Source organism: Prevotella sp. LMAG:51, from assembly GCF_008680225.1.
GTDB classification, from domain to species: Bacteria; Bacteroidota; Bacteroidia; order Bacteroidales; family Bacteroidaceae; genus Prevotella; species Prevotella pectinovora.
This window is the reverse complement of record NZ_NALQ01000022.1, coordinates 211,416-224,300: the sequence shown is the minus strand read 5'-3', so window position 1 is coordinate 224,300 and position 12,885 is coordinate 211,416. Positions and strand designations below refer to the sequence as shown.

9 protein-coding genes are annotated in these 12,885 nt (G+C 40.8%); all 9 read left to right on the top strand.

Features of this window, described 5'->3' with window-relative positions; all coding sequences use genetic code 11:
• The first annotated feature begins 17 nt into the window (after positions 1-17).
• The 9 genes from CCC32_RS08505 to CCC32_RS08465 all read left to right on the top strand — a co-directional run bounded on the left by CCC32_RS08505 (position 18) and on the right by CCC32_RS08465 (position 12,783).
• Positions 18-605 carry an HNH endonuclease signature motif containing protein gene (locus tag CCC32_RS08505; RefSeq protein WP_287073706.1) on the top strand — a complete coding sequence of 196 codons (588 nt, stop codon included), beginning with the start codon at positions 18-20 and terminating at the stop codon, positions 603-605.
• A 108-nt stretch (positions 606-713) separates the two neighbouring features.
• Positions 714-1,427 (top strand): N-formylglutamate amidohydrolase, encoded by a 714-nt coding sequence (locus CCC32_RS08500; protein WP_287073704.1) that lies wholly within the window; start codon positions 714-716, stop codon positions 1,425-1,427.
• A gap of 5 nt (positions 1,428-1,432) precedes the next feature.
• A complete protein-coding gene (locus CCC32_RS08495; protein WP_287073702.1) occupies positions 1,433-2,515 on the top strand; it encodes a hypothetical protein in 1,083 nt (360 codons plus the stop codon).
• Positions 2,516-3,132: 617 nt separating this feature from the next.
• Positions 3,133-3,339: a helix-turn-helix transcriptional regulator gene (locus CCC32_RS08490; RefSeq protein WP_042519859.1), complete on the top strand. Its 207-nt coding sequence runs from the start codon at positions 3,133-3,135 to the stop codon at positions 3,337-3,339.
• Positions 3,340-3,392: 53 nt separating this feature from the next.
• Entirely contained in the window at positions 3,393-6,125 is a 2,733-nt protein-coding gene (locus tag CCC32_RS08485) for a coiled-coil domain-containing protein (RefSeq protein WP_287073699.1), read from the top strand.
• Positions 6,126-6,230: 105 nt separating this feature from the next.
• Positions 6,231-8,177 carry a hypothetical protein gene (locus CCC32_RS08480; RefSeq protein ID WP_287073697.1) on the top strand — a complete coding sequence of 649 codons (1,947 nt, stop codon included), beginning with the start codon at positions 6,231-6,233 and terminating at the stop codon, positions 8,175-8,177.
• A 13-nt stretch (positions 8,178-8,190) separates the two neighbouring features.
• On the top strand, positions 8,191-8,412 hold the full coding sequence (locus CCC32_RS08475; RefSeq protein ID WP_044072073.1) for a hypothetical protein: 222 nt from the start codon (positions 8,191-8,193) through the stop codon (positions 8,410-8,412).
• Complete coding sequence (locus CCC32_RS08470) at positions 8,396-10,039, top strand: hypothetical protein (RefSeq protein WP_287073694.1); 1,644 nt, start codon at positions 8,396-8,398, stop codon at positions 10,037-10,039. The genes CCC32_RS08475 and CCC32_RS08470 overlap by 17 nt, the downstream gene beginning before the upstream one ends.
• Positions 10,040-10,062: 23 nt before the next feature.
• Positions 10,063-12,783: a double zinc ribbon domain-containing protein gene (locus CCC32_RS08465; RefSeq protein ID WP_287073692.1), complete on the top strand. Its 2,721-nt coding sequence runs from the start codon at positions 10,063-10,065 to the stop codon at positions 12,781-12,783.
• Positions 12,784-12,885: the final 102 nt, after the last annotated feature.

The following is a 12,885-nucleotide window of genomic DNA, read 5'->3' as shown; positions in this document are numbered from 1 at the left end:
ATATTCAAACAGCAAATATGACAAACGATTATTGGATTTTCTACAAAAGGAAGAATTGCTATGATTTAGTCATTGACATCTATGACTGCGACTATATGGAACGTCCACGCGAAGAGCGATTCAGCGAGTTAAAGTGCCTCTTGAAAAACGACATCATGGACATCAGGCGAGTTCATATTCAAGGAGACGACAATGGAACCTATCTTGAGATAAAGAAATCATTATGCGGCATAGAACGCATTGTGCAAATTCATCATTTGATAGAAAAGACCTATGTGTGGTTGACTCCTTGGCACGAGAAGAACCCCGTATTTGATAACGGCATTTTGGCGTTAGACGAGACACTTGACAACAGTCATATACCTCACTACAAAGTAATTAGTCCCAAGAAACGTAACAATCAACAGAACGGGCACGAGGAAGGAGAGCTCTATGTAAAGGCTGACGGTGAGGTGTACACCATTGTCTACGACACCGAGCGTCGAGTATGCGAATTGGTGTGGGAAGCTTTTCAGGGCGAAATCCCACAGGGCCACCGAGTGTGCCATATCGACGGCGACAAGCAAAACAACAGGTTTGACAATCTGAAATTAGTCGAAGAATAACAATAAGAGTCCTCCCCTTACAGCAAAGGGGGAACAGGCTGACGCTCTTGCAATGATAGCACAGCCATCAGCATAAAAAAGGATTCAAACAATAAAAACGCAAACGACATGCAATACGAACGAATTGTACTTAACGAGCCCCACGCCTCTGTCGAGGGGCTTTACGACGAACGACTGAGTTTCTGGAATATTGACGACCGTTTTATCAATGACATTGTGCTGAAGTGGACTGACTGGCACACCGATTATCTCTTTCATGGTTTTAGGGACGAGAATGTCAGAACCGTCAGGTTTCCGTATTCCAGGTTCATCGTGGATGCCGAGCGACTATGGAATGACCCATTGGAGCAGAGTGGTCAAGGCTTCGTATATAAATGTTTTGGCGGTTACACCCGCCTTGTTCCCGAAGAAGCCGAAGCCCAGCTTCTTGACTTATGGCATTGGCACCAGCAACGCCTAAGTGGGCATCTCTGCGAGGGAGCCTTATTATTGGATTGCCATTCATTTCCCCACGAAATGAGCGATGTGGATATATGCATCGGTTTTAACGAAGACTGGTCTAAGGCCGACAAGACTACGATAGAATTGGCTGTCAACCTATTCGAGGACAGTGGCTATCGAGTAGGCATCAATGAGCCGTATAGCAACTCTGAGACGCCAGTGAGCCCGTTCCTGTATCAGTCGATGATGCTGGAGGTCAACAAGAAGGCTTATATGAAAGCAGGCACCCTACAGCTGAGTCGTGACAAAAGACATAAAAGGAGTGTGAATGAACTGATGGAGAAACTTTTAAGTCTGCTGTTGAAGCAGAGAAATATATAATAGTTATGAGTATAGTAGCAGAACCTTTCAAAGAAGTTAAGGGACTATTCCCTGAGGGCAAAATCATCCTTACCGACGGTCGCGTGCTCGACTGTTATCCGCTTGCGGAACAGAAACCTGAGAAGATAGAATCCGACTCTCTTGAGTTGGACCGAACAGGGCAGTATCTCATCATTGGCAGACATAAGCCTACCCCTGTGCCTAACCCGTCGGCGACTGTCGTGGAGCAAAGGCAACTCTTCATTAGCAATGCCTTCTATCTGTTGGCACACAAAGAGCGCATCCTGAGCGACAGCCGCATGTTCCTTTGTCCCGTGGCCATTCAGAACGGCATTGCCTATACGGGCACATCGGGATTCCGCAAACCCACTTTAGGCGTATATCTTGAATGGTGGGGACTGGTAAAAGAAGCCATGCGCACAGACAAGAAAGGTTGTCGAAGCCTTGTCTATCAATTGGCAGGCAGTCCGCTGAGCGGGCGCAACTGTTGCAGTGCCGTGCGTGAGGACGGAAAGACTGAAACCGTAAGTCTGTCGTCGTTCGGCCGCCATTGGGGCCCGTTTATGCAACTCAACCAACGTTATACCGAGGCCAAACAACTCTATCAAGCCTACACACTTCAGAATGTGCTCGACATCTTGCATCAAGAAGACGACAACAGCAAGGCTGACTTTTCGGTCATGATTGACGTGCAGTTCATGAAACGCGAGATTGAACGCCTCAACAAACGTATAGAGGCGATAAAAGAAGAATGCAACAGGTGGCACGACAAGTACGAAGACGCACTGACAAGGTACAACGCGGAGGAAATGCGCCAAGTGTATGCCGACTGCGAGGCCTTCGAGGCCCAAGTCACCAAGGAGATTGACGCACTGAAAGCAGAGAAGAAAGACCTGAAGGCAAGTTTGAAGCGGGGACGCATAGACAACGTATCATACCAACGTCGGCTGACACCGTTGAAAAAGCATATCAACGACTTGTTTTTCAAAATCAGTTGTTACCATCATGAGAAGGTAAAACTGACGTTCCCTGACGAAGAGGACATCAACTTCAATTTGATTACGAAATATTTCAGTAAAAAAGAATAAGGGAATAATATGTCGCAAGAACAAGCTATGGCAAATGTGCCACAACAGGAACGCTGTAATATTGCTCGCATTGGATTTTTCGGTAAGGGAAGGATGTATGAAGCATATATCAGGACTGATGACGAATGCCAAGTTCCCCATTTCCATATAAGGAACATTTATACAGAGACTGACACCCCGATTCTGTTAAAGTCGAACCATTATTGTCTCCATTCTCATAAGGACTGTAAGGTTTTATCTGATACGGAGCTACAGCAGTTGGCATGTTTTATGGCAGAACCATGCAGAAGTCCTCGTTTCGAAAACAATTACCAATATGCTACTGAGTTATGGAACCTGAACAATGAAAAAAGCTGTTTGGCAAATGGAGATATACCCGACTACGCTTATACAACTATATTCGATAAGTATATTCGATAAGCAAGTGAAATGACAAATCCCAAAACAGATTTGCATAGTAATGTTTACGTGATTATTGATCTTGTTTGAAAGTGATTAATTAAAACACATCTCGTTTTAAAGATAAATATAAAAATTTATTATTTTCCAGCCCAATATTTTGTTTATTCAAATAAATGTTGTATCTTTGCACAAAAAGCAATTAAATTTACTTAAGAATGAAAGAAGTTAATCGAATAAAAGTAGTATTGGCAGAGAAAAAACGTACTTCAAAATGGTTGGCAGAACAAATTGGCAAAAATCCTGCAACAGTGTCCAAATGGTGTACTAACACTATTCAACCTAGTATGGATACATTGTTGGATATTGCCAATGCTTTAGAAATGAATATTCAAGATCTTCTATTACCTACTAATCAAAAATAATATTAAATTATAATATGAAATGTCCGAAGTGCGGATTCGACAGAATCCTTCCAATGTACAAAGTTTGTCCGAAGTGCAAACAACCATTGAATGTTTCCACCGCAGAAACATCAAAAAGTAATGAACCACAGCAGACTCCAGACACCAAGTTGTTTACGGGTATTTTCTGGTCTTATCCTAAAGCGATGAAAGACCCGGAAAAGTTTAAAGAATACGCCAAAAAGAATCCGAATGATAGTGCTCGTTTGATTAACAAGTGGAGAGAGCAAGGGAACGATGTCAGTATATTAGCCGATGCTCATCCTATGAATACTTCATCGCACGTTGCTATTCCAACTTCTTCACACCAACAAGAAAAGCCTTCACAAGCAACAACGCCTTCTGCAACCTCGTCTCAAGCATCTGTTTCGACAAAAGGAAAAGCAGATGTGAATGTTTTGTCAGTTGGTAAGGATCATAAGAAACACTATGTTTCATGGACTATTGCTCCCGGTCAGATTGCCCGTAACATCCCAGCTCAAGAATTTATTGAGATGTCTGATGCGGACGGTGTATACGTACAGGAAGGCGTAACAGCTGTCTTGTTCATTGATGGCGTTCAAGCTGCCGAAATGGAAGGTGGCGTTTATACGTTTGCAACAGAAAAAGTACATAATAGTGCTCATAAAGAAAAAATTGAAGAAGATGCAGATATCCGTGCGAAAGAAGGACTTGTTCAGAAACTTGGCCGCATCGGCAGAAGCGTAGCTCATTTCTTCTATCATAGTCATGACGCGATTCGAGAGGAGCGGAAGAAAGACAAAGAACGAATGCGGGAACATATTCGCCGTATCACTTCAACTTCTGTAGTTTCTGTAGTACTTAAGCGAGATGGTGTTGTTAATTTCACCATGGGCATACGCCCCGTAGCCGCTGAAGATGGAAGCAACACCATGGAGTTTGCTCCTTTTAAAATTCGTACGCAATCGTTGACTGTTGATGTGGCAGTGGCTATGGAAGCTCGTATTTATGATTTCCATGAGTTCCGTACAACCTACCTGATGGATCGTAATTCGTATTCAGTAAACGACTTGAGGATTGCCCTCAATACGTTTATGCGAACAACTCTCCAGCGTTTAATGCAGAATTATAACGCAGATGGAGATTTGCTTCCTCAGGAGTTGATGGCATCCATTAGCTATGAGTTGATTGCACAAAGTAAGGATTTGCTTCACGGCATTGCAATTAGTAATGTCCTGGATATAACTACTCAGAACGAAGCATTTGAACGTTTTCGCGCTATTGAGGAGAAACTGTTTTGCACTGATAAGGAAATAGACTATCTGAGCCGAACCAATGAATTTAAGAATCGCCTGCAATCAGTCGAAAATCAACAGAGAATCACAGAAGCAAAGAATGAACTTGATCTTCGCAAAGAGCTTGATAAGATCAATAATGATCAACTTATCCATGAGGATGAGATGGAAGCCTTTGTTGAACTTCTTCAAAGCCAGAAACGCATTCGTGAAGCTCAGACCGAAAATGAAGAACTTGCTGCACTTCTGAAACTTAAAGGCAATCGGCTTATTAGTGAAGATGAATTAGACGCTCTTGAAACAAGCATTCGTGACAAAAAGTTCGATCGAGACCAAGTGTCTGCTGAGTTCCAGTTAAGAGCTGCTAATCGAACAGAAATGTCTCGTGTTCAACTTGATTTACAGTTACACAAGAGTAAACTTCTTGCAGAAGCAGAGTTGAATGACGTTCGGTTTGACGAACTACGTAAAGACCAAGTTCGTCAATTCCAACTTGAAGACGCAGAACAAGAACATGATTTGGCATCGGCACGCCGACAGGACGAATACCAAGATGTTCGTCGTGAGAAAGATGCAGATTTTTCAGACACTCGTCGCGAAAAAGATTTTGACTTCGAACAGCGTCAGAAGGATGCAGAATATGAACGTACACATAGAGCGGCAAAAGATGGTCTTGGTATAGAGAAGGAGCGAAGCCAGATCGAGATGGATATCTTACGCCAAAAAGCAGAGATTGCTCGTCAAAATATGCAATCAATGCAACAGCATGAGCAAGAAATGGCTGAGAAAAAGCACCAAGAGGAGATGGCTCGTATTGCAGCTCAGCAAAATATGACTGCAGAACAACTGATGGCTACTGGTATATCTGGCATGGACGCTGCAGCTCAAAAGGCATTTGCAGAATCCTTAGCTGCAGGTAAAGGTACTGAAAAAGAACGCGAGATGTATGAGCGTATGCTTCAGATGCAAGCAGAAAGCAGTTCTTCTAATCAGGCTCAGCAAGCTGCAATGATGAAGCAGATGATGGAAATGATGCAAGGAGCTATGCAGACCAATGCAACTATGGCAACTAACATGGCAGCAGGTCAAGCAGCCCAGCAGCAAGCAAGTCTTGATGCACTTCAGAATGTTGCAGGAGCACGTCTTGCTCAAACAGAAGCTATGAAGGATGAGTATCACAAGCAAATGGAACATGAGCAAAAGCGTACAGATACTGCTCAGGACAAGGCGCTTAACTACACCACCAAGATAACCCAAGAAGAAATAAAAGCAGCTGCAAAAACGGGGAAGGTGGAAAAAGAATCCAAAGAAAAAGCTCCTTACTATTTACCAGACTTTGGGGCAGATTACACTTTAAAGGAAATAGGAAACCTTATACTTAATGGCACTATTGATCCAGAAACAGAATTGGAAGTTAACGGAGAGTCACTAACAGTTGCAGAAGTTGACGAACTCCTTCCATTCTTGGAGAAAAAATATGGTGGTTCATAAAAAGAGATAATTATGTCAATGTTTATTCCATGCCAGAAATGTGGGCATCAATACGTCGAGGATTGGACCTGGTATGTCTGTGATACATGTGGATATCGTATCTGTATGAATTGCTTTGGCAGTCATTCTGGGCCTGGCAATGGTTATAACATGGGTGGTAGTAAATGTAGCCAGTGTCAAACAGGCTGGCTACATTTACAACATGGAATTCGTTCTGATGTTGATAATTCTCGTCCTACCAGCAAACTTGACGAGTATCTTTTGCGTGCCCGTGGTCAGAAACAAACACCAATAAGCCCTACAGAAGAAAAAGCATCAATAGGAGTCCTAGTTAATCACGATGAGTTTTCTCCGCACCGTTCTTCAAACAAAGTAGCTGATGGTATCATCTTGACTAATACCCGCCTAATTGCCAACAAATACAAGAATACCACGTCCCAAGATGTACTCGGTTTAATTCAAGAGTTTGCAGCTAAGTCTTTTGACATTCAAGGCTTTCAATGGGAACTAATCGACTTGGGAGCAAAGGACATGGATGGAGCATTAGAGCAAGATGCGTCGTGGATAGATTATGCCCAATTACTTTCAGACTATGCAGATGGAGTTGGCATGGAAAAATCTGCAAACACACCTCTATTTATAATTGGAGGTAGTGATGTCATTCCGATGCCTGACTTTTATGCTTCTATCGGACATGATATTAAAACCATTGAAGACTCCGATTTGCTATATTGTTTCCCTATAGATTACGCATGGAAGAGGGTATCAATAAAAGATGCCATTTTCAATGTCGCACGTCTTCCACTTGATTATGTTGGTAAAGGAACTCTTGATTCTACAATTGAGCAAGATCTGGGCGCATATTTCCAACGTGCACTTGATTCATTAGAATACGGAATCCCGTTTACCTATGCCATGATGACCTCTAATTCAGGGAAAACGGATAGAAATGACTGGACTTGGACATCCGCTGATGTTATGGCTAAGTTGCCACAACAACAATTAGAGAATGATGGTATACTCACAAAGGACAATATGTTTCTTTGTCCCACATTAGATGTGCTGGGTGAAGAATATCTCAGCAATGAAAATGTAGAGCAATACAAACAATATCTTGAAAAAACAGATATGCTCTTTATAAACTTGCATGGTTCACCTAACAAGAGCATGTCTGGTTATCTTGGTGCTGAGAACAGAACGGCATATTGGGGAATGACAACAGAACTTATGAAACTATTACAAGTTCCCATAATAAATGCATTCCCATGCTATGGTGCTCGATATGGCCAATATTATTTTGACAACAATGATGGTTCCGTATCTGATTATGAAGTGTATGACCGCGAAGATTCTATGCTCCTTACTGCTTTCTACGAAAGTAATGTTCTTCTATTTACAGGCTCATGCACTTGCAGCATGTGCAGCAATGTAATAGGAAGTGGCTCTGCAACAGATCATATCAACGAAAGTGTTAGTGCCGTTGACCTCTTGATGCCAGCGGGATATGCTGAAGCAATGTTAAAACTTTATGCTTGCTATCTTATTCAAGGAGAGCCAGCTGGTTATGCTCTTTTGCATGCTAAGATTGATTACCTGAATTATCGTGCTAAATACGAGAACAAGGATTTAGTGTTTCTTACACTAAACCAGTTCAATCTATTTGGATGTCCGACACTTTTCCTTTCCCCTCAGGATGTTACTCGTCAATTAAAGGAGTCTTTTAAGTCATTCTCAGTAGAACCTAAAGAACTTCCTGATGTGAACTATAAAACGGAGTTTGATAGATTTGAGCAGGGAATTGATGGCGTGCTCAATCGAGCAAGATTACTCGTAGATAATAATTTAAAGTTGTTAGATGAAAAGGTTCGCACTCTGCTTTATGACAAGCTTGGGCTTGATGAAGATAATCTTACTCGAATAGAATCCGTTGAGTATAATGGTCAGCAATCGTACAACTTGACATATTCAAAAAAGAATCAAATGTATCCTGAGTTCTATATTGTTCAGACGGATAAAAATGGTAATATTATAGAAGTATTAGAATCTAGGTAAATCATATATTTCAATGAAAGTAAAAATCATTAACAAAGGAATAGAAGGCGATTCTTTATGCTTTAAAGTCATGGACTCAAGTGGTAAAGAATACATAATTGGTGATTGTAAAATCAAGGATACTCTCGGCACATATGAAGGATATTTTGGCTCTTACGAGGGACATCCTGCCCATTTGAACATTTTATCAGAAGATAACATAGAATTATTAGTCAACAATGAAAATATGTCCTAAATGTAATAAAGAGTGGCCTGATGAGTTCATGGCTTGTCCATTAGATGGAACAGCCTTGATTACTAAACCACAGCAACCTGCAGGTTTTAGTCTAAATCTGGGTGATGCCAACGCCATCTCTGGTGGTGTCAACATGTCTGATAACCACTCAGTAAGTAATAACACAGTCAATACTACCACAAGTAATGTTGACTCACATAATGTTATTACGAATAATATCACCCAAGTTGAGCGCGAAAAGACCCCTGAGGAACTTAAACACGAAAAGGAGCTTGCTTTCCGTGAAGAATGCCTCAAAGTATATAGCAATGGCATAATGACCTCTGAGGGTAAGCGCAAGCTGGATGATTTACGATACCGATTAGGGCTTGACGAAAACTCTGCCAATAAGATTTTGTCTGATGTAGCTAAACGTTCTGAGAGAAAGTCATCCTCTTTGTCACCTGTACATCAGATTACTTATAACAATATCAAAACGGCCATCATTGCAAACCGTCTTGATTTGGTTGGTCGTTTGATGGCTCAACTGAAAGCAATGGTTCAGCGCTATTCAGCAGAGGAGATACAATTTACATATTATATGCTCCAGGCTGTCCTCCATCCCAAAGAATGTGTGGCAGAATACGAAAGTCATTACGAAGATAAATACTGGCAGACCTTTTGGTCTTCCATAGCTTATCGCCGATTAGGTAATATAGAAAAGTCAGAAATTTTAGTTGCTGATGTTGGTGACAAATGGATAGATACTATCCCTCAAGAGAATGTATTTATACTTGCCTCCGTAAATGCACTCATAGATAAAGACATAGATACGGCAAAATCCCTTTTTGATAACATTGGCGGTGAACATTCACCATATCTTTCGAATCTTGCGACATGCTTATATACATTAATGTATGGGGATATGTTATCTCCTGAGGAATTGAAGCAAATGAAAAAAGATGGTGTGTTTTACGCAAGTAATCTATTTGCTGAAATAAACTCATATAACTTGGAGCGGAAGCGATTGAAGGAAGAAGCTGAAGCAAAACGCCTTGCCGATGAAAAGAAACGTCAGGAAGAAGCTGAACGATTAGCTGAAGAAAAGAAAAAGCAGGAAGAGGCAGAAGCCAAACGTATTGCTAAAGAGAAGAAGCGGAAGGCAGAAGCAGAACGTATTGCAGAAGAAAGCACTAAACAAGCTTCTGCTATAACGAAATTTGACACACAGTTAATGCTGCCTTATATCGACGAATTTGGATATTTGCGTAAACTTGACGCTTCAGGATTAGCCGAATTGAAATCTGTCTTATTAACCGCACCCAAAAACAACTATCAAGTGCAATTTCTTCTAGGACAACTCTATATACAGGAAAATACGAGCGCTTCAAATCTCAGGTTGGCATATGACGCCATAAAGACAGCCTCAGAACATGGTATATACGTAGCAGGTGCATTTATGGCTTACTTTTACCTTTATGGTAAAGTAGTCCCCCAGGACTTAGACGAGGCAGAACGTCGCATTAAAATTGATGACGATTTCAAAAAGAATCCAATTTTTGTGCAGATGATGGTTGATTTATATGTCCAAAAAGGCAATGCCATGTTGGCTGATGTATGGAAATCGAAATTAAAGAAGTTTAAATAAACAAATTATAATCAGATACAATTATGAAATTAGTGTGTCCAGACTGCGGAAGGCAGTATGAGTCTGGCAAATTTTGCCAAGAGTGTGGAGGAAAACTTCAAGAAGTTACTCCAGAACTAGTGTGTCCGTCTTGTGGATACAAAGCAAAATCTGGTAAGTTCTGTCCAGAATGCGGGACTAAACTTACAGAACAAATAGCTCCAGTGGAGGAAACATCAAATCCGAAATCAGTAGAACGCACTTTTAATGAAAAAGATCCTCGTTTTGCCAAGTATTACGATAAGAAAGGTTTCCCTCGTACTATTCCACAAGAAGAACGTGATGTGGCAATAGAGGAACTAACGTTATTTGCCAATCAGGATATTGCAGAAGCAAAGATGCTTTTGGGAGGTATTCTTATGAGTGATGCCAAGAATGAGGATACAGCCTTCAAAGCATTCAATTTATTAAAAGAAGCCGAAGGAGCAGGAGATAAATTTGCCTACTATCTAATAGGATTTTTTTATTATATGGGTGCAGAACCTCTACTTGAACAGGACCATAGCGAAGCAGAGAAGCGTATGCTAGAGTATTACAAAGAATATGAGAATGGTGACGCAGCACAACTACTTGCGGAGCTGTATGCATGTAGCACAGAGAAATGTGATTACAAGAAAGCTTTTGATTATGCAACTATTGCGGCTGAAGATGATGAATGTGGTGGCTACCTTGTTTTAGGATCATTATATTTAAATGGGTGGGGAATTGAAAAGGATGTTAACCGCGCATTGGAAAACTATAAGATGGCGGCTGCACTTGGTGATGAAACAGCTATGAATCAAATTGGCTTTATTTTCATGGGTGATGAAGGAATTGATGAGAATCCTGAGCAGTCATTCTATTGGTTCAATGAAGCAGCAAAGAAAGGCTCAGATGTTGGAATGTACAATCTGGGGTGCTGTTACAAGAATGGTTACGGGACAGAGACCGATATAGAGCAAGCCGCTGAATGGTTTAAAAAAGCTGCAGAACAGGGCTATGTAGATGCCATGTGCGATTTGGGCGAATATTACCAAGAAAACCTAGTTGATTTTAACAAGGCGAAAATGTGGTATCTTAAAGCTGCTGAATTAGGTAATGCTGAAGCACAAAACAAATTAGGAGTACTTTATGCCGATATAGAGAATGACTACAAAGAGGCAATCAAATGGTATAAGAAAGCCATGGAGCAGGATAATCCATGGGCATATCGAAATCTTGGAATTTGCTATCGCGAAGGAAATGGAGTTAAGAAAGACTTAAAGAAGGCGGAGGAACTATTTTCAAAAGCTTCAGAACTTGGCATTGAGGATGCAATTGACATAAAAGAAGACATGATTTCTTTTCAAGAAGACGAAGATATAAACATGGCAAATTCTCTTCTTGACGAAGGAAAACAGAAAGAAGCGGTCGCAATATATAAAGAACTTGCAAAAAAAGGTAATGCACGCGCTCAAGGCAATTATGGTAATTGTTTATTAAATGCATGGGGTGTAAAACAAAATCTAAAAGAAGGAATTGTCTGGCTTGAAAAATCCGCCAATCAAGATAATGAATGGGCGTGTTTGCGATTGGCAGAAGCATATCTTGGATGGGACTATAGGGGCAAAAGCCTCCAATATGATGCCGAAAAAGCAAAAGAATGTCTTAGTAAAGCTTTGTCATTGGGAGCTGATCCGGAAGAAGTTAATCATTTGGCATTGATGACAGTTCCTTCTGTTGAATTATCTAATATTCAAATTAATAAGAACGTAAAAGAAAAAAGTGTCTTAGGCTTTGAAGTAGTATTAAAAATGGTGGCAAGTAGAATGATAGGACGTAAACTGAACCTTTCTGCGTATTGTATTCCTAAAAATGGAGATACCAGTTGTTTAAAAACACCTGGAGGTAGGAAATATATGAATCCTGCTACCAAAGAAGTGACTAGGTCTCCACAAAATTGTCTCTATGCTGAAATCTGTAAGCCTCGCTTATCTTCAACAGTATGGGCTGATTATAAATTCTTTATTCCTTACGCTGACATATTAAACCATAAGGCCAAATGGGAAGAGACATTGGTCTTAATAGCGTGGGATCAAACTAATAAGAAACCTGAGTTGCTCGCGTGTGAAGAAATTCCATTTTCTATCTCATGCACTACACATACGTTCCGTTCCAATGAGTGGGATTTTACGTTACTTAGTCCGAAGTCAAAAAAAAGGTTGGTGACAGTTCCCAAGAAGACATTTTCTATAGTTACAACTACTCCCCCCAAAAAAAGAGAACAAAGTGAAATAGCCAAACTTCCCTTGAATGAAATTAAAAAAGCGGCAAATGCATCATATCCGAAAGAGTCGTTGAAGTCTCTTGCTGTTGCAACACTGAAGATTGCAGAAGTAATTGAAGAGAGACTTCCAAATGCAGATGTGTCTTATATGGTTCATCCATCAGAGTTTGACTCCAGCGTCAATAAAGAAGCATTGCCTATTCATTTCCTTTTTAAGAAAGATGGAACTCCCGTTGTAGCAGTTGTAGCGGTTACATCAAATGGATATAATGCTACTCATGTTATAGAAACTGCTGATGCATGTAGAAAAAATGAAATAGGATATGTGAGAGTGTTTGCAGACGGCTATTATGCTGATTGGGTTCAAGGGTGGAGCACAGTTACAAATGGTCCTGTTTCTCAAGAGTCCGTTGATTTCTGCAAGGATTGGTTGGTAGATAAAATCAGTCAATATTTATAAAAAACTGAAGGATGCCTTGTGGTACCTGTGATGGGCCCAGCATGCAGAAATAAAAAAGTTTTTGCAGGTAAACTCTGCATGTACGGTCTCGTATCCCGAACG